This window comes from Paenarthrobacter sp. NPDC090522, from assembly GCF_044769225.1.
Lineage (GTDB): Bacteria > Actinomycetota > Actinomycetes > Actinomycetales > Micrococcaceae > Arthrobacter.
On sequence record NZ_JBIVXL010000002.1, the window covers coordinates 210350 to 236290 of the forward strand.

Consider the following 25941-nt stretch of genomic DNA (forward strand, 5'->3'; position numbering starts at 1 on the left):
CCGCCGGTAGGCTTGACCGGTGAGCAATTCGTGCATTCAGGACAGGGCCTGGGCCCACGAGGCCATCCGCAAGATCGAGGCCGAGAACAACCGATCGGCGGACACGCACCTCTACGCGGTTCCATTGCCCGAACACTGGGGCGTGGACCTTTACCTCAAGGACGAATCGACCCACCGCTCCGGCAGCCTCAAGCACCGCCTGGCACGGTCCCTTTTCCTCTACGGCCTGGTTAACGGCTGGATCACCGAAGGCACCACCATCGTGGAGGCGTCCAGCGGCAGCACCGCCGTCTCCGAAGCCTATTTCGCCCGGCTGATCGGCCTGCCCTTCATCGCCGTCATGACCAAGAGCACCAGTGCCGAAAAGATCGCCTTGATCGAGGAGTTCGGCGGTGCCTGCCTGTTGGTTGACCATGCCTCGGAGGTCTACGCGGTTGCCGAACAGACCGCCCGGACGTCCGGCGGCTACTACATGGACCAGTTCACCTTCGCCGAACGGGCCACGGACTGGCGAGGCAACAACAACATCGCAGAATCGATCTTCGAGCAGCTGGCCCTGGAACGCCACCCTGTTCCGGAATGGATCGTGGTGGGCGCCGGGACCGGCGGGACCAGCGCCACCATTGGCCGGTACCTGCGCTACAACCGGCACAGCACCCGGCTGGCCGTGGTGGATCCGGAGAACTCAGCTTTTTACCCGGCCTGGCGGGACGGAACGGCGGGAACCGCTACGGGCCTGCCCTCCCGCATCGAAGGCATCGGCCGCCCCAGGGCCGAGCCCAGCTTCGTCCCCGCGGTCATCGACCACATGATCCAGGTCCCGGACGCTGCCTCCGTTGCCGCCATGCGGCACCTGAAGAAACTCACCGGCCTGCACGCGGGGCCGTCCACGGGCACCAATCTGTGGGGCGTCTGGCAGCTGGTTGCGGAGATGGTGGCCGAAGGCAGGACGGGCAGCATCGTCTCGCTGATGTGCGACGCGGGCGACCGCTACGCGGGCAGCTATTACGACGCCGGATGGCTGGCCGGCAAGGGGCTGGACCCGACCGCGTTCGAAACCGTCCTGGACAGGTTCCACGAGACCGGGCTCTGGAACTCCGGGTCCTAGACCTCGACGCTCTCGCGCGCAGCCAGTGATGCGTACGTGGTTCCGTACCGCGCACCGATGCGCGTCACATGGCCCTCAACCAGGCCGCGGCCCAGGTCGTTGAGCAAGGCATCGTGGACGGGGAATGCCTGCGGCGCACGGACCGCGATCACGAAGTCCACCACTTCGCCCACCTTGGACCACGGCGCATGGATGGGTAGCAAGAGTGTCTTGACATCGATTCCGTCCGGTACCACGAAGGAATCGCCCGGATGGAACACGTTGCCGTCCACGAGGTAGCCGATGTTGGAGACCACCGGAATCTGGGCGTGGATCAACGCGTGCTGCCCACCAAAGGTTCTGATGTCGAATCCAGCCGCTTCGAAGGCCGAGCCGGGATCGACGGCATGGATGCGGTCTGCCACGTTTCCGGCCGACGCCTCCTCCGCGGCCTTCTTCACCGTGTTGGCCACCCCTGCCGGGGCATACAGCTCCAGTCCGCCGTTGGCTTCCATGGCCTCAAGGACCGCAGGCTGGTCTATATGGTCGCCGTGCTCATGGGTGATAAGTACTGCCTGCGCCCCCTCCAAGGCTTCCTTCGATTCGGAAAACGTCCCCGGATCAATGACCAGGACGTGGTTGTCCTTTTCCAGGCGGACACAGGCATGCGTGTACTTGGTGAGCTTCATGGTCTCAGCCTATGGTCCGCCGCAAAGGGTTTCCAAGCAGCCCGGCTGGTAAAATTGGGACTCGCCAGCACCCCAGGAAACGGAGCCTTCCACAATGCCCCACGGCACCCAGTCCGCCACGAGTGGTTCTTCTGCGCCTGCTTCCGGCGGCGTCAAGGAACAGCGCGTCACCAAGCAACGCCTGGCGGTCAGCGCTGCGTTGGATGAACTGGACGACTTCGTCAGCACGCAGGAGCTGTATCGCCTCCTGCAGAACAAGGGCATCTCGGTTTCGCTGGCAACGGCCTACCGCATTCTGCAGTCCCTCGCTGACGACGGCTTGATCGACGTCCTGCGCAACGGTGATGGCGAGGCCGTCTACCGGCGTTGCGCCGTCACCGGGCACCACCACCATCTGCTGTGCCGCAACTGTGGCAAAGCCGTGGAGGTCGAGGCGCCCGCCGTCGAAACCTGGGCCGCCCGCACGGCTGCCGAGCACGGTTTCACGGAAGTGGCCCACACCGTGGAGATTTTTGGACTGTGCCCGGAGTGCACCGCCCGGAAGGCCGAAGGCAAGCTTTAGAGCGCCCTCGCCGGCTGGTCCCGCGACACGCGTCCGTTGAGTCCCCGCTTGGCCCGGACCCGGCCGATCACCCGGCACACCACGTAGATCAGGAAGGACAACGTGGTGACGTAGGGGCTGATGGGGATGCGGCTGCCGAGTGCCAGGAGAATTCCGCCCACCGTGGCTGTGATGGCGAACGCGACGCTCAACAACACCACCAACCGCGGTGACGTCGTCACCCGGAGGGCCGCCGCCGCCGGAGTAATCAGGAGCGCGAGCACCAGGAGTGCGCCCACGATCTGGATGGACAGTGCCACGCTCACACCCAGGAGCACCATGAAGCCGATGGCGATACCACGCACCGGCACGCCCCGGGCCTCGGCCATGTCCGGATCCACGCTCGCGAAACTCAAGGGGCGCCAGATGGCGGCCATGGCAAGCATCACCACCACGGCCGTCCCGGCGAGGACCTGCAGCTGGACAGTATCCACGGACACGATCTGTCCGGTCAGCAAGCCAAACTTGTTGGCCGCGCGTCCTTCGTAGAGGGCCAGGAAGAGGATCCCCAGGCCCAGTCCGAAGGGCATGATGACGCCGATGATCGAGTTCTTGTCCCGCGCCCTGACTCCCATGAAGCCCAGGAGGACGGCCGCGGCCACGGAACCAATGAGCGAGCCGAAAATGATGTCGGCACCAATGAGCAGGGCGAACGCGGCACCGGCAAAGGAGAGCTCGGAGATGCCATGCACGGCAAAGGCAAGGTCCCGTTTCATCACAAAGGTGCCTACCAGCCCGCCCAGCAGGCCCAGGACGGCGCCGGCCCAGATGGAGTTCTGCACCAGGACCAGCAACTCGCCGTAGTTCTCGAAATTGAAGATCGTCTGCAGGACGCTTCCCCAGTCCATCAGAACTCCTCCCCGGAAGCCGCGTGGGCATCGTCATGGAAGTGCGTGGTGGCGTCGGGAAGTCCCACGACGACGATCCTTCCGTTGGCGTGGATGACCTCCACATGGCTGTTGTACAGATCCGAGAGGACTTCGGTGGTCATCACTTCCTGCGGGGTCCCCACCCGGAACCGGCCGCCGGCGAGGTAAAGCACACGGTCCACGTAGTCGATGACAGGGTTGATCTCATGCGTCACGAACACCACGGCGCTGTTGCGGGAATGGCATTGCTCGTTGATAAGCGAACTGACGGCCTGCTGATGGTGCAGGTCCAATGACAACAGGGGCTCGTCGCAGAGCAGGACCTGCGGTTCGGTGGCCAAGGACTGGGCAACCCGGAGCCTTTGCTGTTCGCCGCCGGACAATTGGCCCACCGGAACCTTGGCGTAATCCGCGGCGCCCACCAGCTCCAGCAGTTCATCCACGCGCTTGTTGACGGCACGCGAAGCCAACCTGAGACCCCAGCGGTGTCCGTCGATCCCCAGACCCACCAGGTCCCTGGCACGAAGGGGCGTGTCCGGCGCAAACGACTTCTGCTGCGGAATGTAGCCAATGCGCCTGCTTCCGCGTTCCACCGGCTGGCCACCGAGGGCCACGGTTCCGGAGTGCAATTCCTGGAGCCCCAGGAGGACCTTGAGGAAGCTGGTCTTGCCGCTGCCGTTGGGCCCGAGCACGGCGAAGAACTCCCCCGGATGGATGTCGAGGTCAAGGTCCTGCCAGAGTGTCCTCTTGCCGAACTTCAGGCTCGCTCCGCGGAGGCTCACTACCGGTGTCAAAAGGTGTCCTCGATCCGTGCACGGCGCTGGGCCGTGGTAGTTGGGTGCCGCGATGGTCCGCGGGGCAGGTGATGGCAAGCGTGGGCCCCGCAGCCATCCTGATTATCTTAGGACGCTTGCGGGGCCTCCGCGGCAAGGCGGCGCAGGTTGTCGGGGCCTACTGCTTGGCCAGTGCTCCCGAGATGGCATCGACGTTGCCGGCCATCCACTGAACGTAGTCCTTGCCCTCAGGCAGCGTCTCAGTAAAGTTCACTACCGGCACGCCGGCAGCCTCCGCCGCCTTCTTGACGGCCTCGGTCTGCGGACCCTCCGTCTGCTCGTTGTACGCCAGCAGCCTGACCCCCGGGACGAGGTCGGTGGTTTCCTTCAGGACGGAGGCGGGGACATCCGTGCCTTCCTCGACGGCGGCGCTGTAGGCTTCCGGCGTCTTGTTCACCAGTCCGGCGGCCTCAAGGAGGTAGAGGGGAACCGGTTCGGTGATGGCCACGGGCGCGTCCTGGTTGCTTGCCTTGAGGGCTTCGAGCTTTCCGGTCAGTTCGGCCAGCTTGCCTTTAAGGGAGTCCGCGTTGCTCTTGAACGTGGCCGCCGATCCGCTGTCCAGGGCCCCAAGCTTTGCCGCCACGGCATCCGCCAGCTTGCCCATGGAGTCCAGGCTGTACCAGACGTGCTCGTTGAATTCCCCATGGCTGTGGCTGTGGGCTCCGTCGGAGTGTGCCTCCTCGCTGTGGCCGGCTTCCTCTGGAGCCAGCCCGGATACCTCCACAGCGCTGATCATGTTGTCATGGCCAATGTTGGTGTCATCGGCGATCTTGTGGAGGAAGTCGTCGTAGCCTCCCCCGTTCTCCACCACAAGCCTGGCCTTGGAGATCACCAGTTTGTCCTGGGCGTTTGCCTCGTAGGAATGGGGGTCCTGGCTGGTCTTGGTGATGATGGCATTGACGTTGACTTTGTCCCCGCCGATCGCCTTGACGATGTCCCCGTAGACATTGGTGGAGGTCACCACCTCGATCGCTCCGGACGACGACGGCGAACCCGCCCCGGCATTGCCGGCGCAGGAGGACAAGGACAGGGCAGCAGCAGCGGCCACGGCGACCATGGACAGGCGGGCGGCGTTACGACGCACGAAAACCTCGGATCTACTCAAAATGAGAATCAAACACAACAAGTGGATGACTCCAGTGTAGCCCTAAATAGGAATCATTCCTATTTAGGGCCAACGGTCGGCCTCGCTTTCCACAGATCGCCTGACGCGATCCCTCCGCTACGACTGCTGTGCGCCACCGCCCAAGCGGCGGATTCCGGTGGCCTGGGTGGCGTCGCGGATTTCGCCCACAAGTTGCTCAATGACATCTTCAAGGAAGAGCACCCCCTGGGTATTCCCACCCGGTCCCACCACACGCGCCAGGTGTGAACCCGTCCGCTGCATCACGGACATGGCCCGTTCAATCTCGTCATCCGGGGACAGGTTGGCCAAAGAACGGATGCGCCCTTCGGCGATGGGGTGCCGGCGCCCTTCATCCGGGATGGAAAGGATGTCCTTGACGTGCAGGTATCCGGCGAGTTCGCCGTCGTCGTCCACCATGGGGAACCGTGAGAAGCCGGTGCGGCTGACCGCCTTCTCCACCTCCACCGGAGTGGCCGCCGTCTTGAGGACGACCAACTTGTCCAGGGGCACCATGATGTGCGAGGCCGTGTGTTCAGAGAACTCCAACGCACCCGTTAGCAACCCGGCCTCGTCATCCACCAGGCCGTGCCTGGTGGACTCCTGCACGATCGACTGCACCTCTTCCAAGGTGAAAGAGGATGAAACCTCATCCTTCGGTTCGATCCTCATGAGCCGCAGGATGTGGTTTGCCAACCAGTTCAGCGTCCAGATGATGGGTTTGACTACCCGGGCAATGAACACCAGCGGCGGCGCCAGCAGCAATGCCGCCTTGTCCGCCACGGATACGGAGATGTTCTTGGGCACCATCTCGCCAAACGTCACGTGGAGGAACGTGACAAACAGGAGGGCGATGGCAAACGCAATCACGTCGGCCAACTCCACCGGGACACCCACCAGCTCAAGTGGCTCAGCCAGCAGGTGGTGGATTGCCGGTTCCGCAACCTGCAGGATCAGGAGCGAACACACCGTGATGCCCAACTGCGCGCAGGCAAGCATCAAGGACACGTTTTCCATGGCCACCAGGGTGGTTTGCGCGCGCTTGGACCCCGCCTCCGCCAAGGGTTCTATCTGGCTGCGCCGCGCGGACATGACCGCGAACTCAGCACCGACAAAGAAGGCATTGCCAACCAGGAGGATCACCAGCCATACCAGGCCTGCCCAGTCGCTCACAGGGTCCCCGCCCCGTGGGACTGTGCGCGGCCATCGTCTGAGGCCTCTTCCGGCTCCTCGATGTGGTGGAAGCAGATCCTGTCGATCCTGCGGCCATCCATCCTGGTAACCGTCAATGTCCCCCCGCCGGCGTCCACCACGTCGCCTGTCTTGGCGATGCGGCCCAGCTTGCTCATGACGTAACCGCCAACGGTTTCATAGGCTGCCTCATCAGGGACAGTCAGGCCGGGAATCTGCTCCGAAACTTCGTCCGGCCGCAGGAGGCCAGGGAAGTACCAATCCCCGGACGCGCTCTGAAGCAGTCCCGGGCGGACCTTGTCGTGTTCGTCGGACACCTCGCCCACGATCTCCTCCACAAGGTCCTCGAGCGTGGCAATGCCCGCAGTACCGCCATATTCATCCAGGACGACGGCGAGTTGCAGGTTTCCTTCGCGCAGTTCTGCCAGGAGCGAGTCCAGGTGGATCGTCTCGGGCACGCGGAGGACTTCAGTCATGATCGCTCCGGCTTCCAGCTTGGCCCTGCGGTCGGACGGTACGGCAACAGCCTTCTTCACATGGACCACTCCACGGATATCATCCGCGGAGTCGCCGATCACGGGAAAACGTGAATAGCCGGTGCGGCGGGCGGCATCGAGGATATCGGTGACAGGCTGGTCGGCATCGATGGTTTCCATGCGGATGCGGGGCGTCATCACGTCGGCCGCGGTCCTGCCGGAGAAGTTCAACGTGCGGGCCACGAAGTTGGCAGTTCCAGCGTCCAGGGTTCCCAATTCAGCCGAACGCCGCACCAGGGAGGCGAGCTCCGCCGGGGTACGGGCACCGGAAATTTCCTCCTTGGCCTCAAGCCCAAAGAGGTTCAGGACCTTGTTCGAGAACCCATTGAGGACCACGATCGCAGGTTTGAAGACGGCGGTGAAGACCAGCTGGGGGCGGGCAAGGCGCTTGCCCAGGGGGAAGGCGAGGGCGATCGCCATGTTCTTCGGCACAAGTTCACCCAAGAGCATGGACAGCAGGGTTGCCAGCATCATGGCCACCACCAATGCCACGGAACGGGCCACCTCGGGAGCCAGCCCCAGCAGCCCCAGCGGGCCGGACAGCAGCTGGCCAACCGAGGGTTCCATAACGAAACCCGTCAGGAGCGTTGTGAGGGTGATGCCCAGCTGGCAACTGGAAAGTTGCGTGGAGAGGGACTTGAGGCACTTGAGCAAGGGCGCCGCGGCCTGGTCGCCGTTGTCCACCGCGCGCTGGACGCTGGCCTGGTCCAAAGCAACCAGGGAAAACTCAACGGCAACAAAGAAACCGGTGCCCAGGATCAGGGCAAAGCCGGCGAGGAGGAGGAGCCATTCCACTTAGCGGATCCCTCCCAGGGCCGGGGCGTGGGTTGGGGCGCCCGCCTGGCGTCGGCGGCGGTGGGCCGGCGGAGGCTGGTCCGGTCCCGCAGGCCTGGAACCTGCCGGACCACCGGCATGGAGGGCCGGCGGGTGATGGGCATGTGAACGGGTGTTGCCGGCTCGCGGGGCACGCTGTGGAGAGTTGCCCTTCAGGCTCCCCCAGCAGTACCCAGGCCGGCACCTGGATTTACTGTCCATAAGGATTCCAGTTTACAGGCCGACCTGACCGTACCTTACTCATTTTCAGGGGTTGGTGACGGCCTGAAATCCTCCGCCGGAAGCCGCAACATGATTTAGGTCACCACTATTGGCAGTTAACCAACGATCCTAACTAGACTGACAGGGGTCTGAGTTCGCGGGACCCGGACCCTGGCGCATTGTTGTGGAAAAGCAACGTGGCCAGCGGGAAATCAACACTCATGGAAGAGGCGTATTTCAAGTGCCAGAGCAGCCCAGCCACCGTCTACCAGAGGAATTTGGCGGAAACGAGTGGCTCGTTGACGAACTGTACGAGCGGTATCAGCAGGACAAGAATTCGGTCGACGCCAAGTGGTGGCCGCTCTTCGAATCCTTTGACACCGGTGACGGCACTTCTTCCAACGGAACCTCCGCAGCCCCAGCAGCTGCCAATCCCCCCACCCAAGTACTTCCGGTTGTAGCCCCGGCTGCAGCGGCTCCGGCACCGGCGCCGGCCGCTCCCCCGGCCGCACCGGCGGCAGCCCCCGCCGCTGCCGCAGCTCCCGCGCCGGCAAAGAAGGAACCTGCCACGGTTGCCCGGGACGGGGCAAAGAAGCCCTCCGGCGGCAACGCAGCACAGCCCATTCCGGCCCAGCTCCCCAAGAGCACCAAGGCGCCCACCGCACCCGAGGAAGACGTCGTTTCCGTCCTTCGCGGACCGGCGAAGGCCATTGCGTCCAACATGGTCACCAGCCTCGAGGTTCCCACCGCTACCAGCGTGCGCGCCGTTCCAGCCAAGCTGCTGATCGACAACCGCGTGGTCATCAACTCCAACCTTGCCCGTGCCCGCGGCGGCAAGGTCTCCTTCACGCACATCATTGGCTACGCCGTAGTCCGGGCACTTTCCCAGTTCCCGTCCATGAACGTGTACTACGACGAGATCGACGGCAAGCCCAGCGCCGTCCAGCCCGCCCACGTCAACTTCGGCATCGCCATCGACATGCCCAAGCCTGATGGCACCCGCCTCCTGATGGTTCCCAACATCAAGAAGGCCGAGACCATGGACTTCGCGGAGTTCTGGCACACCTACGAGGACCTCATCAAGCGCGCCCGCAACGGCAAGCTGACGGCCGACGACCACGCCGGCACCACAGTCTCCCTGACCAACCCCGGCGGCATCGGCACCGTCCACTCCGTGCCGCGCCTGTCCAAGGGCCAGGCAGCCATCATCGGCGTCGGCGCCCTTGACTACCCCGCCGAGTTCCAGGGTGCCAGCGAGAAGATCATCGCCCAGAACGCCATCAGCAAGATCCTGACGCTGACGTCCACCTACGACCACCGCGTCATCCAGGGTGCCGGCAGCGGCGAATTCCTCAAGCTCGTGCACCAGCTCCTGCTGGGCGCGCAGAACTTCTACGACGAGATCTTCGAAGCCCTGCGCATCCCGTACGAGCCCGTGCGTTGGAGCCCGGACCTCCAGGTCGACCCGGCCGACGAGATCAACAAGGTCGCCCGCATCCAGCAGCTCATCCACTCCTACCGCGTGCGCGGCCACCTGATGGCTGACACCGATCCCCTGGAGTACGTGCAGCGTAAGCACCCGGACCTGGACGTCCTCACCTACGGCCTGACCCTCTGGGACCTCGACCGCGAATGGCCCACGGGCGGTTTCGGTGGCAAGCCGCAGCTGAAGTTCCGCGACATCCTCGGCGTCCTCCGCGACGCGTACTGCCGCACCACGGGCATCGAATACATGCACATCCAGGAGCCTGCCGAGCGCAAGTGGTTCCAGGATGAGCTGGAGCACCCCTACTCCAAGCCCAGCCGCGAAGAGCAGCTGCGCATTGTGTCCAAGCTCAACGCCGCAGAAGCCTTCGAGACCTTCCTGCAGACCAAGTTCGTGGGCCAGAAGCGCTTCTCCCTTGAAGGTGGCGAGTCGCTGATTCCGCTGCTGGACGCAGTCATTTCGGACGCAGCCGACGACGGACTGGACGAAGTCGCCATCGGCATGGCCCACCGTGGCCGCCTCAACGTCCTCACCAACATCGCGGGCAAGACCTACGCCCAGGTGTTCCGCGAGTTCGAAGGCACCCAGGACCCGCGCTCCGTGCAGGGTTCGGGTGACGTCAAGTACCACCTGGGTACCGAAGGCACGTTCACCTCGGACAACGGCAAGCAGACCAAGGTCTACCTCGCCGCCAACCCGTCCCACCTGGAAGCCGTCGACTCCGTACTCGAGGGCATCGTCCGCGCCAAGCAGGACCGCCTGGACCAGGGCGAATCGTTCCCCGTGCTGCCCATCATGGTCCACGGTGACGCCGCGTTCGCCGGCCAGGGCGTGGTAGCCGAAACGCTGAACCTGTCCCAGCTGCGTGGCTACCGTACCGGTGGCACCATCCACGTCATCGTCAACAACCAGGTTGGCTTCACCACGGCTCCGTCCTCCTCACGCTCGTCCACGTACTCCACGGACGTCGCCAAGATGATCCAGGCGCCGGTGTTCCACGTGAACGGCGACGACCCCGAGGCCGTGGTCCGCGTGGCCCAGTTGGCGTACCAGTTCCGCCAGCGTTTCCACAAGGATGTTGTCATCGACATGGTGTGCTACCGCCGCCGTGGCCACAACGAGGGCGACGACCCCTCAATGACCCAGCCGCTGATGTACAACCTGATCGAAGCCAAGCGCTCCGTCCGCAAGCTGTACACCGAATCGCTGATCGGCCGTGGCGATATCACCGAGGAAGAAGCAGAGCAGTTGCTCCGCGACTACCAGGAGCGCCTGGAGCGCGTGTTCGCGGAGACGCATGCCGCCCAGACCTCCCCGATCCCGATCATCACCGCGGATTCCGCGGCGGTCTCGGACATCGAGCGCCCCATCGCGCAGCAGGCCGACTTCGGCACCAACTCGCCTGCCTCCACGGCGATTTCCACCGACACCCTCGCCCGCATCGGCAAGGCCCATCTGGAAATCCCGGACGGCTTCACGGTCCACTCCAAGCTCAAGCAGCTCCTTGAGAAGCGCGAGCAGATGTCCCGAGAGGGCGGCATCGACTGGGGCTTCGGCGAAATCGCAGCCTTTGGCTCGCTCATCATGGAGGGCGTCCCCGTCCGCCTCGCCGGCCAGGACTCCCGCCGCGGTACATTCGTGCAGCGCCACGCGGTATTCCACGACCGCGCCAACGGCAACGAGTGGCTCCCTTTGGGCAACCTCTCGGACAACCAGGCCAAGCTTTGGATCTACGACTCCCTGCTGTCCGAATATGCAGCCATGGGCTTCGAATACGGCTACTCGGTAGAGCGCCCGGATGCCCTGGTCCTGTGGGAAGCGCAGTTCGGCGACTTCGTCAACGGTGCGCAGACCATCATCGATGAGTTCATCTCCTCGGCCGAGCAGAAATGGGGCCAGCGTTCCTCCTTGGTCCTGATGCTGCCGCACGGCTACGAAGGCCAGGGACCCGACCATTCGTCGGCACGCATCGAGCGCTTCCTGCAGCTGTGCGCCGAGGACAACATGATCGTGGCCAACCCGACCACGGCGGCCTCGCACTTCCACCTGCTGCGCCGCCAGGCCTACAGCCGCCCGCGCAAGCCGTTGATCATCTTCACGCCGAAGCAGCTGCTCCGCCTCAAGGGCGCCGCTTCCGCCGTCGAGGATTTCACCACCGGCGGCTTCAAGCCGGTGATCGGCGAGAACGAAGTCCAGGCTGCCAACGTTGACCGCGTCATCCTGGTCTCCGGCCGCCTGTACTACGACCTCCTGTCCAACCGGCAGAAGTCCGGCGATACCTCCACCGCGATCATCCGCGTTGAGCAGCTTTACCCGCTGCCCAAGGCCGAGATCGAGGCAGAGCTTGCCAAGTACCCCAACGCGGACATCGTGTGGGCACAGGATGAGCCGGCCAACCAGGGTCCGTGGCCGTTCATGGGCCTCAACCTGGCGCCCGAGCTGGACCGCAAGGTCCGCCTGGTATCGCGCCCGGCTTCTGCTTCCACCGCGGCTGGTTCCATGAAGCGCCACGCCGCCGAACAGGACACCCTGATCAAGCAGGCGTTCGAACGCAAGTAAGGAAATCTGCCCGGCCCGGGGCGCTGTCACGCGCCGCGGGCCGGGCATTTTCTGTTTAATGGGACAGATACCCGGTTCGCTAACCGGCGCTGACCGCATAAGCCGAGCATGGACCGTAACGAGTGTGAAGAGGTAACCGTGGAAGACAGGAAGCTGCGCATCGCGGCTGTAGGAGATGAACTGCTGGCCGGACTAGGCGATCCCCGTGCCTTGGGCTGGCTGGGCCGGGTGCTGGCCCGTACACCGCAGGAATCCGTCTCGGTGGAATGCTTTTCGCTCCCCTGCCCCATGGAAGGCACCGAGGGCCTGGCGGCACGGTGGCAGGACGAGGCCGGCCGGCGCTTCAGCGATACGCACGAGAATCGCCTGGTCATCGGTTTGTCCGGGCGTGATCTGGAGTTCGGCCTGTCCACCGCCCGGAGCCGGTTGAACCTGGCGAACATCCTTGACGGGGCCTCGCACAGCGGTGTGGAGGTTTTTGTCGTGGGCCCGCCGCCCACCCTGGATCCTGCCCGCAACAAACGGCTGGCCGAGCTCAACACCGCCTTCGCCGATGTCACAACCAGGCGTAACCACCATTATGTTGACACTTTCTCCCCGCTGCTCAACCACGAGCAGTGGAGGACGGACCTCGCAGCCAATGGGGGCACGCCGGGACAGGCCGGCTACGGGCTGATTGCGTGGCTGGTACTTCACCGGGGCTGGTTCCAATGGCTTAACATCGCCCAACCTGAATAACCACGGCGTCGAACACGCCAGGGTCCGCAAACCGGCCGCTTGAAGCCACGTGACTGTTGCCAACCCGGGATTCGCGATATATCGTGTTTCTATCAACGCGATATATCGCATCTCTGGAGGGATCATGTCAGACGAGCTTTGGACCGTGACGGGCCCGCAAACCATCGACGTGGACGATGTCCGCTCACTCAAACTGGGAATCGTGAAGGGCCGTTTCGACGTGGTGACCCACGACGAGCCCTTTGTCCGGATCGAGGTGAGCGAGATCAGTGGCGACCCCTTGACGGTCACGCTGGTCAACGGCCGGCTCGAAGTCCGCCATCAACTGCAGGGACCGCAGGGCTGGTTCCGCAACCTGATGGGCACGGTGAACAACACGAGCACCAATTCGGTGATCGTCGGGATCGCGCTTCCACCCGGCGTCGACGTCGAGGCGGGGACGGTGAGCGGCGACGGCCTGGTCTCCGGCATCAGCGGCCGCGTGCGGCTGAACACCGTCTCGGGATCCGTCATGGCCGACGGCACCAGCGGCGAACTGCACGTCAATACAGTCAGCGGCGAGGTCATCGCCCGCAACCACGACGGCGTCCTGACCGCCAAGAGCGTCTCCGGCGAAGTAACCGCCTCGGGCAGGTTTTCGAACGTGCGCGCCACGACTGTCAGCGGCGACCTCAGCTTCGACCTGCAGGACTACACCAGCGATTTCGGCGCCAATTCTGTCTCCGGCGACCTCACCATCCGCTTGCCCCACGACGTAGGCCTCGATGTGGTGGCGAAATCGGCCAGCGGATCGGTTGTCATCGATGATCAGCTCTATGCCCAGCCAGGCAGCAATGTCCACACGATCGTGGGCCCCGACGAGAAGCTCATGTTGTTGCGCACCAACACGGTCTCGGGCAAGACGTTCGTCATGCACGCCACCGCACCGGCAGCGGAGGGCGAGCACCCGTTCCCCGGCGAAGCGGGGCTCTGATGCCCCCGGTCTTTGCCCACGGAGCACTCCGCCTGTACCTTCTTGCCTTGCTGGAGGCAGCGCCCAAGCACGGCTATGAACTCATCAAGGCCCTTGGCGACCGCTTTGGCGGCACCTACTCCCCGAGCGCCGGAACCATCTATCCCCGGCTGGCCAAACTCGAAGAGGAAGGGCTGGTGGCTACCGAGACCGAAGGCAGGCGCACGAAGTACCTGATCACCGACGCCGGCCGCGCGGAGCTTGACCGCCGGCGCCAGGAACTGGCCGATGTGGAAGACACCATCTCGGCCTCCGTCAGGCGACTCGCCGACGATCTGCGGGCAGATATCCGAAGCAACATGCAGGGCCTGCGGGCGGACCTGGCGGCGACGGCCGAAGCTGCGCGGACCAACGCCAGGACGGCCACCTCGGCGCCGGGCCGGCCCTCCGGATACTCACCCGAGGGCCAGCGCATCCTCAAGGAAGCCGAGCTCATGGTGCAATCATTCAGGGACGATGTCCGCGTGGAGCTCAGGAAGCACGGCGCTTCGCACCCGCTCTCCCCCGTGACCTTGGAAACAGTGCGCACCGTGCTGGACCAGGCCCGGATCTCCATCCGAAATTCGCTGCACGGCTGACCAGCACCGTCCCGGTTCGCTAGCCCATGCCCGGATGTGCGAAACTGGAGGGCAGCTTTATTGAGTATCAATCATTGAAGGAGGCCAGCTATGAGCAAGCGTGCACGTAAGCGTCGTGACCGTAAGCGCGGCGGCGCGAACCACGGCAAGCGCCCCAACACCTAAGCACAGGCTTAGCGTCAAGGCTTAACCGCAAGGGCCCCGGAAACCATCAGGTTTCCGGGGCCCTTGGCGTTCAAGGTCCAACCAGCATCAAGGGGCCAAACTCAAGCGTCCACCGGCTTGATCGAATGGATCCTGTCCAGAATGGAGTTCTTGAGGTTTTCCGGCGCCGATTCGGTGCAGGAGCGCTTGACCATGGTGCGGATGAGGCACTCGAGGTCGTACTGCTCGGAGCATTCCTCGCAACCGTCCAAGTGCTGCTTGATCTCGCTGAGGTCCTCGCGGGTCAAGGCGCCGTCGAGGTACTCATAAATACGCTGCATCCGCGTATCGTCGCAATCGCCCAATCCCTGGCAGTCGCTCATTTCTCTTTCTCCTGATTGTTGCTACCGGCCGAGGCCTGGTCTTCTGTCTGGGCACTGAAGCCCCGTTCGGCGGCATAGTCCGCCAGCATGTCCCGCAGCATCTTCCTGCCGCGGTGAAGGCGCGACATCACGGTACCGATGGGGGTGTTCATGATTTCGGATATCTGCTTGTAGGCGTACCCCTCGACGTCCGCGAAATACACGGCCAAGCGGAACTCCTCCGGAATGGCCTGCAACGCGTTCTTCACATCCGAATCCGGGAGATGGTCCAGGGCTTCGGCTTCAGCTGAACGGAGTCCGGACGAGGTATGGGACTCCGCTTTGGCCAACTGCCAGTCCTCGATCGTGTCCGAGTTGGACTGCAGCGGCTCGCGCTGGCGCTTCCGATAGAGGTTGATGTAGGTGTTCGTCAGGATCCGGTACAGCCAGGCCTTGAGGTTGGTACCCGGCTTGTACTGATGGAACGCCGAGAATGCCTTGGTATAGGCCTCCTGGACCAGGTCTTCGGCATCGGACGGGTTCCGCGCCATGCGCATGGCCGCCGAGTACAACTGGTCTACGTACTGCATGGCGTCGCGCTCAAAGCGCGCCCGCCGCTGTTCGGGTGTCTCCTTGGCAGGATCGACGTCGGCTGCCGCCCCGGCGTCGTCCAGCCCGCCGGCTGCCTGGTCCATGGCCGTTGCGGCCGGTTCAATGGTGCTCATCGAAGCCAAGTCTACTGTCAGCTTCAGGGAATCCGGCTGCGCCGGTACCCGGGCGCCCAGTAAATCCAGACGGTCCTCAACCAGGGTCAAAAAACCAACTCCGTTCGCGAAGCGGCAAACACCATGCCGCAGCCCGGTCTTCACCGCGCCTGATGTTCACAACGGGTCCCGGTGGGTAATTATTCCGCAAAGGTGCAAGACTAGAGCAGACTGCACCCCTTGAACACAACGCTCAGTGACTTTTGTGGCAAGCCATCCAGGAGGCAAGACATGTCAGTAATCCGTTTTCTCGCGCGGCCCATGCTCGCGTCCAGCTTTGTCATCGCAGGTTTGGACAAGCTCAAGAACGCGGACGATACTGCCCGGCAACTCTCGCCGGTCCTGCGCCGTGCCTCCGAGTCCCTGCCGTTCCCGGCTGATGAGAAGGTCCTCGCGCGGGTGATCGGCGGCGCGCAGCTTGGCGCCGGCGCCCTGCTCGGCTTGGGTAAGCTCTCACGTTTCGCAGCCACCGTCCTGGCCGTGACGTCCGCACTGAACACCTATGTCGAGTGGCGTTCGGCAGACATCAGCACCAAGGAAGCCCGCGGCGCGCGCCGGGCCCAGCTTTTGAAGAACATCTCCCTCACGGGCGGCGTGCTGCTGGCATCGGTTGACACCGAGGGACGCCCCAGCCTGGCATGGCGCGCCGAACACCTCGCCACGGACGCCCGCAAAGCAACGGGCAAGCAGATCAAGCGCGCAGACAAAGCAGTTCGCAAGGCCGTAGATAACGCAGTTGGAGCATAAGGAAGCATGACAGGTACCACCGCAGCAAACGCCGGCCCGAAGAACGGCACACCCCTCCCCCTGTGGCCAGCACCCTATGCCACGGTTCCGGTGGATGCCACGGTGACGGTACCGGGATCCAAATCACTGACCAACCGATTCCTGGTCCTGGCTGCGTTGGCCGACGGACCCTCCCGCCTGCGGGCACCACTCCATTCCCGGGACTCCGTGCTGATGATCCAGGCCTTGCGCCAGCTCGGCGCGACGGTCACCGAAGTACCCGGCGACGGCGATTACGGCCCGGACCTGGACATCACACCGATGGATCCGTCCGTCGCGGGCGGCGAAACAGCGATCGACTGTGGACTCGCGGGAACGGTCATGCGCTTCGTCCCACCCCTGGCGGCCCTGCGCGCCGGCGTCACGGTGTTCGACGGCGACCCCCACGCCCGCAAACGCCCCATGGGAACCATCATCGAGGCTTTGGTCGCACTCGGCGTGCCCGTCCGCAGCGAAGGCGGCAGGACGCCGTCGGCCCTTCCGTTCGCGGTGGAGGGCTCGGGCGAAGTCCGCGGCGGGCACCTGGTCATTGACGCCAGCGCTTCCTCCCAGTTCGTCTCGGCCCTGTTGCTTGTTGGCGCCCGCTTCACGGAGGGGCTGCACCTGGAGCACGTCGGCAAGCCGGTGCCCAGCCTGGACCACATCAACATGACGGTCGCAGTCCTGCGCAGCGTCGGTGTCCAGGTGGACGATTCCGTCCCCAACCACTGGCGCGTGGCCCCCGGTCCCATCAGGGCCTTCGACCAGCGCATCGAACAGGACCTGTCGAACGCCGGTCCGTTCCTCGCGGCAGCACTTGCCACGCGCGGCACCGTCCGGATCCCCAACTGGCCCCTCGAGACCACCCAGGTGGGTGACCTGTGGCGGAGCATCCTGGCATCCATGGGCGCTGAGGTGTCGCTGGAGAACGGAACCCTGACGGTCAAGGGCGGACCCGAGATCCTGGGCGCCGATTTCGACGAAACCAGCGAGCTCGCCCCTACCGTCGCCGCATTGTGCGCGCTGGCCACGGGCCGCTCCCGCCTCACCGGCATTGCGCACCTCCGGGGCCATGAGACAGACCGCCTTGCCGCACTGGTGGCCGAAATCAACCGACTCGGCGGAAACGCCGAAGAGACGGCCGACGGCCTCATCATCCACCCGGCCGCCCTTCATGGCGGTGTAGTCCACAGCTATGCGGACCACCGCATGGCCACGGCCGGGGCCATCCTGGGCCTCGCCGTTGAGGGCGTTCAAGTGGAGGACATCGCAACAACGTCGAAGACCATGCCGGAGTTTCCGCAGATGTGGGCAGCGATGCTCGGCCGGACCCCGGCTGAGGCTTCATCGGGCGGGGCCACGAGCTGACCATGGGCCGCGACGCACGCTCCTGGGACGAATCGGACGTACGGATCCGGCCCAACAAGAAGGGTTCCCGCCCCCGCACCAAGGATCGGCCCAGCCATGACGACGCCGTGATCGGCAGGATCATCACGGTGGACCGCGGCCGATATACCGCAGTGGTTGGTGAGGACACCGACAATGAGCGGGTGGTCATTGCCGCACGTGCCCGCGAACTGCGCCGGAACCCGGTGGTCCCGGGTGATTTCGTGGCACTCGTGGGTGATGTTTCCGGTGGCCCGGACACGCTCGCGCGGCTGGTCCGCGTCGAGGAACGCCGGACGCTCCTGCGCCGCAGCGCGGACGACACCGATCCCATCGAGCGCGTCGTGGTGGCCAACGCGGACCAATTGGTGGTGGTTGTGGCTGCAGCGAACCCGGAGCCTCGCACCGGCTTCATCGACCGCGCACTGGTAGCAGCCTACGACGCCGGCATCGAGCCGCTGCTCCTCGTCACCAAGGCGGATGTCAAGGATCCTGCCGAACTGCTGGCCAATTACCTCAGCCTCGACTTTCCGGTCATCATCAGCCGCACGGCGGATTCGCAGGCCTCCGGCATCGATGCACGTTCAGACGACGGGCTCTCCGCCCGTTTGGACAGCGACGCCGTCTCCCGCCTGCGTTCCCACCTCGACGGCAAGGTAACCGTCATGCTGGGACACTCCGGCGTGGGCAAATCCACCATGGTCAATGCCCTCACAGGAGCCGAACGGGCGACCGGTGGGGTCAATGCCGTCACCGGGCGCGGACGCCACACTTCCTCCTCCGCCCTGGCCCTCAAACTGGCGGACGCTCCTTCCGGCAGTTGGATCATCGACACCCCGGGCATCCGTTCATTCGGCCTTGCCCACGTTGATGCCGGCCGCATCCTGCATTCCTTCCCCGACCTGGAGCCCGGCACGGAAGCCTGTGACCGTGGCTGCAAACATGACGCGAGTGCAGTGAACTGCGGGCTGGATGAGTGGGTCAACCAAGGCAATGCCGGCCCTTCCGGCGTGGCCCGCCTGGCTTCGCTCAGGCGCCTGCTCGGTGCCGACCCCCGCCTGGAGGCCAAGGAAACCAAGGAATTGGGCACCGTCAACTGAGGGTCGGAGCCTCACCTCCCCCGGGGCGTGGAGGATTCACGATAGTTTGGTGGCATGACCCAACCCGTTTCCAGCTACAACGATGACTTGCGATTGGCCCACGTCCTGGCCGATTCCGTGGACGCCCAGACCATGGACCGGTTCAAGGCCCTGGACCTGCAGATCGAAACCAAACCCGACCTGACGCCGGTCACGGATGCGGACAAGGCCGCTGAGGAAGCCATCCGCGGACAGTTGTCGCGTTCACGCCCCCGTGATGCCGTCCTCGGTGAGGAATTCGGAAGCAGCGGCCACGGTTCACGGCGCTGGGTCATCGACCCCATCGACGGCACCAAGAATTTCGTCAGGGGCGTCCCCGTGTGGGCAACCCTCATCGCCCTGATCGACGAAGGCGAACCCGTGGTGGGCGTGGTCAGCGCACCAGCCTTGGGCAAGCGCTGGTGGGCGGCCAAAAGCATGGGCGCCTACATGGGCCGCTCGTTGGCCTCGGCCACCCGGCTGAAGGTTTCCAACGTTTCCACGCTCGCGGATGCGTCCATGTCCTACTCGAGCCTGTCCGGCTGGAAGGAGCGCGGGAACCTTGACGAGTTCCTCGGCCTCACCGAGGACATTTGGCGTACGCGCGCCTACGGGGACTTCTGGTCCTACTGCCTGGTGGCAGAAGGCGCCGTTGACATCGCCTGCGAGCCCGAACTGAACCTCTATGACATGGCGGCCCTCGTGCCGATCGTCACGGAGGCGGGCGGCCGGTTCACTTCCCTTGAAGGTGAGGATGGCCCCTTCGGCGGCAACGCACTGGCAACCAACTCGATCCTGCACTCCGAGGTCCTGAAACGCCTCAATCCGGGAATCGACGATCTCCTCTGAATTTTCGACGGCGGACACCTCCCCTGGGAGGTGTCCGCCGCACTTTATTCGCCAAATCCGCCCTTTCCGCATCCTGCGTAACAATGCGCTTAACAAAGTGGACGGCTTTGTATCCGGCATGCGGGGTGCCTTAATGTCTACTACAGGTCACGAGTGCCAGCGCTAAACCCCGGTTTGCTGGCCGGCAACCCTCCATTCGCGGTGGGGTGCCCCGGGTGACGACCAGGCCGGTCCGGAACGGATACGGCAAGCGCGGATCCCCCGCAAGGGGGTCCCTCTTGAGTGAGGTCCCATGAGCACTGTTACGTTCGAATCCACCGTCCTTCCCACTGCCACGCAGGAAGCCGCGGCCGCCAGGCCCCTTGCCGCCGTGACTGGCGCCGAACTGCAGGCGCCCCTGATCCAGGGCGGCCACGTCCGCTACGCCAACCTCGACTACGGAGCTTCCGCGCCGGCGCTGACCATCGTGTCCGCGTACCTGAACGAGGTCCTGCCGTACTACGCGAGCGTGCACCGCGGAGCCGGATTCGCGTCCCAAATCAGCACGTCCGTCTATGAAAACTCCCGCGAGATCGTGCGCGACTTCGTGGGCGGGCGCCCCGATGACTCCGTCATCTTCACCCGTAACACCACCGACTCCCTCAACCTGCTGGCCGGCTGCCTTCCGCAGATCGACGGTACGCCAACCGGCGAAGTCCTGTACCTGGACATCGAACACCACGCCAACCTGCTGCCGTGGCAGGGCGTACCGCACCGCAGCGTCGTAGCCGCTTCCACGCTTGCTGCGACCCTCGCCAACCTGCGCCACGAACTGGCCCAAGGCGGAGTCTCCCTGCTCGCGGTCACCGGCGCCTCCAACGTGACAGGTGAAATCCTGCCCATCGCGGAACTGGCCTCCCTTGCCCACGAATTCGGTGCCCGCATCGTGGTGGACGCTGCCCAGCTCGCCCCGCACCGCCGGATCAACATCGCCGAAGCGGACGTCGACTACGTGGTCTTCTCCGGCCACAAGCTGTATGCACCCTTCGGTGCCGGCGTAGTGGTAGGCCGCCCCGATTGGCTCGACGCCGGAACGCCGCACCTTGCCGGCGGTGGCGCAGTCCGTGAAGCCCGCCTCGACTCCGTCAGCTGGGCGACAGGTCCGGCCCGCCATGAAGGCGGATCCCCCAACGTCCTTGGCGCCGCCACCCTGGCCCGCGCCACGCAGGTCCTGGCCGGCCTTGACCAGCAGGCCTGGCACGACCACGAGGCCGCCATCCGCTCCTACCTTGTGGAGGGCCTGCAGGCCATCGAGGGGGTCACCGTCCACCAGATCTTCAGTGATTCCACGGACACCATCGGTGTGGTCAACTTCTCGGTGGAGGGATTCGACGCCGGTCTGGTAGCCGCCTACCTGTCCGCGGAACACGGAGTGGGCCTTCGCGATGGTCGTTTCTGCGCACACCCGCTCCTCAAGCGCCTGGGCCTGCCGTCCGGTTCCCTGCGCGCCAGCTTCGGCGTGGGTTCCCGGCTGGAGGACGCCGCCCGGCTGCTTAAGGGAATCCAGGAACTGAAGGGCACCGGGCTGGGCTGGGACTACGTGGTGGACGAGGGCCGCTGGGTTCCGGCGAACGACCACCGCAGCTATCCCGAATGGGCCCCCAACACGCCCGGTACCGCAGGCGCTGCTCCCTGCACCGTGGACTGACCGCACTTTGCCGTGACCCGGCCAGCCCTGCCTTGCTGTAAATTCGTAGGGTACTTCCGGCGTTCGCGGTAGAGGAGTCTGTACACACCATGCGGTCCCAAGACCCTTCCAAGGGTTCGCATCAACCCAGCGGTCCCAAGCTGCACGCGGTCCGGCGCAAGGAACTGGGGCAGAGCTTCCAGGATGGCGGCGAGCACTACCATGTGGTGCGTCCCGGCTACCCTGCAGACTCCGTGGATTGGCTTCTTCCTGCCGGCGCGAAGTCCGCGGCCGACATCGGCGCGGGCACGGGAAAATTCACCACGCTGCTCGTGGACCGAGGTCTTGAGGTTACCGCCGTCGATCCTTCCACGGACATGCTGGCGCAACTCCGCCTGTCGTGCCCGCAGGTCCATGCGTTGGAGGGCACCGCCGAGGCGAGCGGACTGGCGGACTCAGCTTTCGACGTCGTCAGTGTTGCCCAGGCCTGGCATTGGTGCGATCCCGACAAAGCCAGCACGGAAATCGCCAGGGTGCTCCGTCCGCATGGCGTCCTGGGCCTGATCTGGAACCAATTGGATACTTCCGTCCCCTGGGTGCACCGCCTTTCACGCATCATGCATGCCGGCGACGTACACAAACCGGGTTTCCGGCCGGCCATCGGTCCGGAGTTCACCGGCTTGGAATGCCATGTCACCCATTGGGAGGATGCTGTGTCCCCCGGGGACATCATGGAATTGACCAAGTCGCGCAGCTATTACCTTCGAGCAAACGAGGCTACCCGTGCCAAGGTCATGGGAAACCTGGAGTGGTACCTCTACGAACACCTCGGCCACGCCCCTGGCCAAACCCTGGCCCTGCCGTACGTGACGCAGACGTGGCGGGCCCGCAAGGCCTGAGCCGCCCTCCCACGGTAGGCTTGGAACGTGAAGACCAGTACGCCCTCCTCCTCGATCGAGGACTACGTCAAGGTCATCTACTCCTTCACTGAGTGGCAGGACAAGCCCATCACGTCCTCCCAGCTGGCCCAACGGCTGGGCGTAGCCAATTCCTCGGTGTCCGAAATGGTGCGCAAGCTCAAGGACCAGGGCCTGGTGGACCACCAGCCCTACAGCGCCATCCGCCTGACGCCCGACGGCATGCGACTGGCCTTGGCCATGGTGCGGAGGCACCGGCTCATCGAGACGTACCTTGTGGAGGAACTCGGCTACCGCTGGGACGAGGTCCACGACGAAGCGGAAATGTTGGAACACGCAGTCTCTGACACCTTCATTGAACGCATGTCCGCCAAGCTGGGCCACCCTGTCCGGGACCCGCACGGAGACCCCATTCCCTCATCCGATGGCTCCGTGGAGCTACCGCACGCCTACCGCATGATCGAACTGGACCAGGGACACGCGGGCCGCATCACGCGCATCAGCGACGAAAACCCTGACCTGCTCCGCTATCTGGCCGCCGAAGACATTGCCTTGGACGCCCGCATCGAGATTGTAGGCCGCAAGCCCTTCGGTGGCGCCCTGGTGGTAAGGATCGGCAGCGGTGCCCAGCGGCGCGACTTCGACCTCGCCGATGAAATTACTTCGGCCTTGTGGGTGCAGAGCACCGAGGTGCACGAAGGCTGCGTCCTCGCTGACGTCTGAGCCGGGCACCGCCCCAGGTCAGGACGCCGCCCCCAGCGGCCCGCCGTCGTCGGACGTTTGGTCCGGAACAGCGGCACCTGCCTCATCGCGCTCCGGGTTGCGGATTCCGACGGCGGACGCCACCGCCCCCAGGACGAACAGTCCCGCCGTGACCAGCAACGCGTTGTACAGGCCATCCCGGGTAAAGACCGGGCCCACGATCAAGCCGGCGAAGGCGATGCAGATCAAGCCGGCGATGCGGGCTACTGCGTTGTTGACCGCGGAACCGATCCCCGCCTCTTCAGGTGGAACGGCACCCAGGATGGCAGCGGTGAGCGGGGCCACGAGCGTCGCAAGCCCCAGCCCGAAGACCACTTGGCCGGGGAACACCTGTGTCCAGTAATTGAGTGGCTCCTGGACGGATAAGGACATCAGGAAACCTGTCCCGCACAACAGGGGTCCCGCGGTCATGAACCACCGCGGACCATACTTTCCGGCAAGGCCGCCAAAGTAGGAAGCGGCGAGCATCAGGATCACCGTCCCCGGCAGCAACGCGATTCCCGCCGCCGTAGCACCCATGCCGCCCACCTGTTGCAGGTAGATGCCCAGGACAAAGAAGCCCAGCGAAATGCCTCCGTAGATGGCCAAGGTAGCGAGATTGCCCCAGCCAAAGTTCCGGATGGCGAAGAGCCCCAGGGGAAGCATGGGCTCGGAGGTCCTGCCCTCGTGGAACAGGAAGAACCCCAAAGCCACACCGCCCAGCAGCAACGGAACCCACACGAAGGGGCTGGTCCACCCCAGCCTGCCCTGTTCGATGAACGCGAAGACCGGGCCGCCTAAGCCGATCATGGCCAGCAAGGCGCCCGGGTAGTCGATCCTCTTGCTCTTGTCCCGGGCCGCGTCCGATGCCCGCAGGCCAGCCAACATAGGCCAGATTGCGGCGGCCGGAACCACGTTGATAAAGAAGATCACCCGCCAGGACAAGAGGTCTACAGACACTCCACCGATCAACGGTGCCACGATCGCCGCGGCACTGGTCCACCCGGACCACTGGCCGATTGCCTTGGACTGCGCCGGACCGGAAAAAGACGTGACGATCATGGCAAGGGAGCTGGGCACCAGCAGTGCCCCGGCAATGCCCTGCAATGCCCGGGAGACCACCAACACCTCGCCGTTCCAGGCAAGTCCACACATCACCGAGGTCAGTGCAAAACCAGCCAGGCCCCACTGCAGGATCCGGGCGCGGCCAAAATGGTCGGACAGGGAACCGGCCACCAGGATGAGGGCACCCAGGGTGAGGAGGTACGCATCCACCACCCACTGCTGGATCACCAGCCCGCCGCCCAGTTCACGCCCGATGGCCGGCAAAGCGAGATTGACCACGAAACCGTCGAGGATGGCGATGAAGGAAGCCACAATAGCCACCAGCAGCACCTTCTTCTGCAGGGGCGTGCTCGGCTGTATGGCCTCCGGTTCAGTCATGAGCACAGCCTACGCTTGCCGTATCGTTGAGTGGTGATCAGCAGACGTGATGTGGCCGTTGCCCTCGATATCTCCATGGAAATGGCCCAGCGCCACGGCATCCCGTCGCGCTTGCCCGAGGCAGGCCTCCGGGATCTCCAGGACAACCCGCCGCCATGGCTGGTGCAGTCCCGTGCCAACCGAACCGGGAAGCGTCCGGTCTGGGTACAGCTCACCTGCGCTGTCTGTGGTTTTTCCGAGGCCGCCCGGCCCAAGAAGTGGTGGCCCGACTTCTCCTTCGTCTACTGCGGGCACCACCGGAACTCCGAACTTCCGGAACTGTTCCTGGGTGATGTCCGGAGCGAATACGAGGGCATCGGCAGCCGCTTTGTCGGCGTCGTGGACGTCCGCGAGGACCGTTAGCCGAACTCCCCCATCTCGGACGGGATCGCGAGGAGCTGGACCACCCTGCCGTCGCGAAGCACTGTCAACGGGAAGGGCTGGCCGATAGCATCGGCGAAGAGCAGTTTCTGGAGGCTCTCGGCGCTCGATACCGCCCGGCCTTGCGCCTGAAGCACCAGGTCCCCCGGTTCCAGCCCGGACTGCTCGGCCGGAGAGCCTGCCATGACCTCCACTACGCGAAGGCCTTCCTTTTGGCCTGTGCGGACCACTGCACTGGCATCGAGCGGAATGGGCGTACTGACCAATCCGAGGTAGGCCCGCCGCACCCGCCCGTCCTTTAGCAAGGAGGCGATGATGCGCCGCGTCGTCGCGTTAATGGGTACCGCGAGCCCCAGCCCCAATCCCGCAACCGCGGTGTTGATCCCCACGATCCGACCCCTTGTATCCGCCAAGGCACCTCCGGAATTGCCGGGATTCAAGGCAGCGTCCGTCTGGATCACATCCTCGATCAGCCGCCGGTGTTCTCCCGCACGGACAGGGATGGAACGGCCAAGGCCGCTCACCACGCCCGCAGTCACCGAGCCCGCCAGGCCCAGGGGGTTGCCAACCGCAATCACCAACTGGCCCACCCTCAGGGAGTCCGCGTTGCCCAGCGCCGCTGGCGGCGGCGTTGCCTTCAGCCCACGCACAACGGCCAGGTCGGACAACGGATCAGCTCCCACCAGTTCGACGTCGCTGTGCTTTCCGTTGGCAAACACAGCCCTGCCGGATTGGATCCCGGCCACCACGTGGGCGTTCGTCAGCATGTAGCCATCGTCAGTGAAAACCACGGCCGAGCCACTGCCCATCCGCACCCGGCCGGTGCGGCTCTTGCTGGTCATCTCAATGGCGGCAACGTGGGGCGTGACGGTGTCCGCTACACGGACCACCGTCTCCGAGTAGGCGCCAAGGATCCGGTCATCGTCCTGCTGCTCCTCCGGGAAGAGTTCTTCCGGCTCGGTGCCCATCACATGCCTCCTGCCACCCACCGTGCTTATCCACTACAACCAGCAGGAAGGGACTGGTAGT

At 64.6% G+C, this 25941-nt stretch carries 25 protein-coding genes and 1 riboswitch; of the genes, 15 read left to right on the top strand and 10 right to left on the bottom strand.

Annotated features, from left to right (window positions below; all coding sequences use genetic code 11):
- Positions 1-19 precede the first annotated feature (19 nt).
- Positions 20-1108 carry a PLP-dependent cysteine synthase family protein gene (locus ACIQT2_RS03080; protein ID WP_402943477.1) on the top strand — a complete coding sequence of 363 codons (1089 nt, stop codon included), beginning with the start codon at positions 20-22 and terminating at the stop codon, positions 1106-1108.
- Here the strand turns inward: ACIQT2_RS03080 and ACIQT2_RS03085 are convergent.
- Positions 1105-1776: an MBL fold metallo-hydrolase gene (locus ACIQT2_RS03085; protein WP_402943480.1), complete on the bottom strand. Its 672-nt coding sequence runs from the start codon at positions 1774-1776 to the stop codon at positions 1105-1107. The genes ACIQT2_RS03080 and ACIQT2_RS03085 overlap by 4 nt on opposite strands.
- A 94-nt stretch (positions 1777-1870) precedes the next feature.
- Here ACIQT2_RS03085 and ACIQT2_RS03090 point away from each other — a divergent pair, with 94 nt between their 5' ends.
- Entirely contained in the window at positions 1871-2338 is a 468-nt protein-coding gene (locus ACIQT2_RS03090) for a Fur family transcriptional regulator (RefSeq protein ID WP_400330154.1), read from the top strand.
- On the opposite strand, the gene ACIQT2_RS03095 is transcribed toward ACIQT2_RS03090, so the two are convergent.
- The 5 genes from ACIQT2_RS03095 to ACIQT2_RS03115 form a co-directional block, all read right to left on the bottom strand.
- Complete coding sequence (locus ACIQT2_RS03095; RefSeq protein WP_402943482.1) at positions 2335-3225, bottom strand: metal ABC transporter permease; 891 nt, start codon at positions 3223-3225, stop codon at positions 2335-2337. The two genes, ACIQT2_RS03090 and ACIQT2_RS03095, sit on opposite strands and share 4 nt — an antisense overlap.
- Complete coding sequence (locus tag ACIQT2_RS03100; protein ID WP_400330150.1) at positions 3225-4028, bottom strand: metal ABC transporter ATP-binding protein; 804 nt, start codon at positions 4026-4028, stop codon at positions 3225-3227. Before ACIQT2_RS03100 ends, ACIQT2_RS03095 begins: the two co-directional genes overlap by 1 nt.
- Positions 4029-4197: 169 nt before the next feature.
- Complete coding sequence (locus tag ACIQT2_RS03105; protein ID WP_402943485.1) at positions 4198-5196, bottom strand: metal ABC transporter solute-binding protein, Zn/Mn family; 999 nt, start codon at positions 5194-5196, stop codon at positions 4198-4200.
- Between the two features lie 105 nt (positions 5197-5301).
- On the bottom strand, positions 5302-6375 hold the full coding sequence (locus tag ACIQT2_RS03110) for a hemolysin family protein (protein WP_400330145.1): 1074 nt from the start codon (positions 6373-6375) through the stop codon (positions 5302-5304).
- The gene (locus ACIQT2_RS03115) at positions 6372-7724 is read right to left on the bottom strand and encodes a hemolysin family protein (RefSeq protein WP_400330142.1); all 1353 of its coding nucleotides are present in this window, start codon (positions 7722-7724) and stop codon (positions 6372-6374) included. The genes ACIQT2_RS03110 and ACIQT2_RS03115 overlap by 4 nt, the downstream gene beginning before the upstream one ends.
- A 481-nt stretch (positions 7725-8205) precedes the next feature.
- Here ACIQT2_RS03115 and ACIQT2_RS03120 point away from each other — a divergent pair, with 481 nt between their 5' ends.
- The 5 genes from ACIQT2_RS03120 (at position 8206) to ACIQT2_RS03140 (ending at position 14502) form a co-directional block, all read left to right on the top strand.
- Complete coding sequence (locus ACIQT2_RS03120; protein ID WP_397322360.1) at positions 8206-12009, top strand: multifunctional oxoglutarate decarboxylase/oxoglutarate dehydrogenase thiamine pyrophosphate-binding subunit/dihydrolipoyllysine-residue succinyltransferase subunit; 3804 nt, start codon at positions 8206-8208, stop codon at positions 12007-12009.
- Between the two features lie 138 nt (positions 12010-12147).
- A complete protein-coding gene (locus ACIQT2_RS03125; RefSeq protein ID WP_400330614.1) occupies positions 12148-12747 on the top strand; it encodes a GDSL-type esterase/lipase family protein in 600 nt (199 codons plus the stop codon).
- 124 nt (positions 12748-12871) lie between these two features.
- Positions 12872-13720: a DUF4097 family beta strand repeat-containing protein gene (locus ACIQT2_RS03130; RefSeq protein ID WP_400330139.1), complete on the top strand. Its 849-nt coding sequence runs from the start codon at positions 12872-12874 to the stop codon at positions 13718-13720.
- Positions 13720-14337: a PadR family transcriptional regulator gene (locus ACIQT2_RS03135; protein ID WP_400330137.1), complete on the top strand. Its 618-nt coding sequence runs from the start codon at positions 13720-13722 to the stop codon at positions 14335-14337. The genes ACIQT2_RS03130 and ACIQT2_RS03135 overlap by 1 nt, the downstream gene beginning before the upstream one ends.
- Before the next feature lie 90 nt (positions 14338-14427).
- Positions 14428-14502 (top strand): 50S ribosomal protein bL37, encoded by a 75-nt coding sequence (locus ACIQT2_RS03140; protein WP_369299106.1) that lies wholly within the window; start codon positions 14428-14430, stop codon positions 14500-14502.
- 101 nt (positions 14503-14603) lie between these two features.
- On the opposite strand, the gene rsrA is transcribed toward ACIQT2_RS03140, so the two are convergent.
- Positions 14604-14864 carry a mycothiol system anti-sigma-R factor gene (gene rsrA, locus ACIQT2_RS03145; RefSeq protein WP_400269838.1) on the bottom strand — a complete coding sequence of 87 codons (261 nt, stop codon included), beginning with the start codon at positions 14862-14864 and terminating at the stop codon, positions 14604-14606.
- Positions 14861-15658 carry a sigma-70 family RNA polymerase sigma factor gene (locus ACIQT2_RS03150; protein WP_402943492.1) on the bottom strand — a complete coding sequence of 266 codons (798 nt, stop codon included), beginning with the start codon at positions 15656-15658 and terminating at the stop codon, positions 14861-14863. Before ACIQT2_RS03150 ends, rsrA begins: the two co-directional genes overlap by 4 nt.
- Before the next feature lie 180 nt (positions 15659-15838).
- Between ACIQT2_RS03150 and ACIQT2_RS03155 the strand changes: the two genes are divergently transcribed.
- The 7 genes from ACIQT2_RS03155 (at position 15839) to ACIQT2_RS03185 (ending at position 23031) form a co-directional block, all read left to right on the top strand.
- The gene (locus ACIQT2_RS03155; RefSeq protein WP_397322354.1) at positions 15839-16354 is read left to right on the top strand and encodes a DoxX family membrane protein; all 516 of its coding nucleotides are present in this window, start codon (positions 15839-15841) and stop codon (positions 16352-16354) included.
- 6 nt (positions 16355-16360) lie between these two features.
- Complete coding sequence (gene aroA, locus ACIQT2_RS03160) at positions 16361-17740, top strand: 3-phosphoshikimate 1-carboxyvinyltransferase (RefSeq protein WP_402943494.1); 1380 nt, start codon at positions 16361-16363, stop codon at positions 17738-17740.
- Between the two features lie 2 nt (positions 17741-17742).
- On the top strand, positions 17743-18858 hold the full coding sequence (locus tag ACIQT2_RS03165) for a ribosome small subunit-dependent GTPase A (RefSeq protein ID WP_402943497.1): 1116 nt from the start codon (positions 17743-17745) through the stop codon (positions 18856-18858).
- A gap of 54 nt (positions 18859-18912) precedes the next feature.
- Positions 18913-19725: a histidinol-phosphatase gene (hisN, locus tag ACIQT2_RS03170; RefSeq protein WP_397322351.1), complete on the top strand. Its 813-nt coding sequence runs from the start codon at positions 18913-18915 to the stop codon at positions 19723-19725.
- A 145-nt stretch (positions 19726-19870) separates the two neighbouring features.
- A riboswitch (SAM riboswitch) is annotated at positions 19871-19984 on the top strand.
- A 33-nt stretch (positions 19985-20017) separates the two neighbouring features.
- The gene (locus ACIQT2_RS03175) at positions 20018-21412 is read left to right on the top strand and encodes an aminotransferase class V-fold PLP-dependent enzyme (protein WP_402943500.1); all 1395 of its coding nucleotides are present in this window, start codon (positions 20018-20020) and stop codon (positions 21410-21412) included.
- A gap of 89 nt (positions 21413-21501) precedes the next feature.
- Positions 21502-22290 (top strand): class I SAM-dependent methyltransferase, encoded by a 789-nt coding sequence (locus ACIQT2_RS03180; RefSeq protein WP_402943503.1) that lies wholly within the window; start codon positions 21502-21504, stop codon positions 22288-22290.
- A gap of 27 nt (positions 22291-22317) precedes the next feature.
- Positions 22318-23031 (top strand): metal-dependent transcriptional regulator, encoded by a 714-nt coding sequence (locus tag ACIQT2_RS03185; RefSeq protein WP_400330119.1) that lies wholly within the window; start codon positions 22318-22320, stop codon positions 23029-23031.
- A gap of 18 nt (positions 23032-23049) precedes the next feature.
- On the opposite strand, the gene ACIQT2_RS03190 is transcribed toward ACIQT2_RS03185, so the two are convergent.
- A complete protein-coding gene (locus tag ACIQT2_RS03190; protein WP_402943506.1) occupies positions 23050-24492 on the bottom strand; it encodes an MFS transporter in 1443 nt (480 codons plus the stop codon).
- Between the two features lie 75 nt (positions 24493-24567).
- Here ACIQT2_RS03190 and ACIQT2_RS03195 point away from each other — a divergent pair, with 75 nt between their 5' ends.
- A complete protein-coding gene (locus ACIQT2_RS03195) occupies positions 24568-24894 on the top strand; it encodes a hypothetical protein (RefSeq protein ID WP_400330611.1) in 327 nt (108 codons plus the stop codon).
- Here the strand turns inward: ACIQT2_RS03195 and ACIQT2_RS03200 are convergent.
- A complete protein-coding gene (locus tag ACIQT2_RS03200; RefSeq protein ID WP_402943509.1) occupies positions 24891-25880 on the bottom strand; it encodes a S1C family serine protease in 990 nt (329 codons plus the stop codon). The two genes, ACIQT2_RS03195 and ACIQT2_RS03200, sit on opposite strands and share 4 nt — an antisense overlap.
- Between the last annotated feature and the right edge of the window lie 61 nt (positions 25881-25941).

Excerpts from the sequence above, each read along its gene's own strand:
- ACIQT2_RS03155 (WP_397322354.1), top strand. The coding sequence starts at position 15,839 with ATGTCAGTAATCCGTTTTCTCGCGCGGCCCATGCTCGCGTCCAGCTTT.
- ACIQT2_RS03175 (WP_402943500.1), top strand. The coding sequence starts at position 20,018 with ATGAGCACTGTTACGTTCGAATCCACCGTCCTTCCCACTGCCACGCAG.
- ACIQT2_RS03090 (WP_400330154.1), top strand. The coding sequence starts at position 1,871 with ATGCCCCACGGCACCCAGTCCGCCACGAGTGGTTCTTCTGCGCCTGCT.
- ACIQT2_RS03130 (WP_400330139.1), top strand. The coding sequence starts at position 12,872 with ATGTCAGACGAGCTTTGGACCGTGACGGGCCCGCAAACCATCGACGTG.
- hisN (WP_397322351.1), top strand. The coding sequence starts at position 18,913 with ATGACCCAACCCGTTTCCAGCTACAACGATGACTTGCGATTGGCCCAC.
- ACIQT2_RS03165 (WP_402943497.1), top strand. The coding sequence starts at position 17,743 with ATGGGCCGCGACGCACGCTCCTGGGACGAATCGGACGTACGGATCCGG.
- ACIQT2_RS03180 (WP_402943503.1), top strand. The coding sequence starts at position 21,502 with ATGCGGTCCCAAGACCCTTCCAAGGGTTCGCATCAACCCAGCGGTCCC.
- rsrA (WP_400269838.1), bottom strand. The coding sequence starts at position 14,864 with ATGAGCGACTGCCAGGGATTGGGCGATTGCGACGATACGCGGATGCAG.
- ACIQT2_RS03190 (WP_402943506.1), bottom strand. The coding sequence starts at position 24,492 with ATGACTGAACCGGAGGCCATACAGCCGAGCACGCCCCTGCAGAAGAAG.
- ACIQT2_RS03200 (WP_402943509.1), bottom strand. The coding sequence starts at position 25,880 with ATGGGCACCGAGCCGGAAGAACTCTTCCCGGAGGAGCAGCAGGACGAT.
- ACIQT2_RS03195 (WP_400330611.1), top strand. The coding sequence starts at position 24,568 with ATGGAAATGGCCCAGCGCCACGGCATCCCGTCGCGCTTGCCCGAGGCA.
- aroA (WP_402943494.1), top strand. The coding sequence starts at position 16,361 with ATGACAGGTACCACCGCAGCAAACGCCGGCCCGAAGAACGGCACACCC.
- ACIQT2_RS03085 (WP_402943480.1), bottom strand. The coding sequence starts at position 1,776 with ATGAAGCTCACCAAGTACACGCATGCCTGTGTCCGCCTGGAAAAGGAC.
- ACIQT2_RS03095 (WP_402943482.1), bottom strand. The coding sequence starts at position 3,225 with ATGGACTGGGGAAGCGTCCTGCAGACGATCTTCAATTTCGAGAACTAC.
- ACIQT2_RS03135 (WP_400330137.1), top strand. The coding sequence starts at position 13,720 with ATGCCCCCGGTCTTTGCCCACGGAGCACTCCGCCTGTACCTTCTTGCC.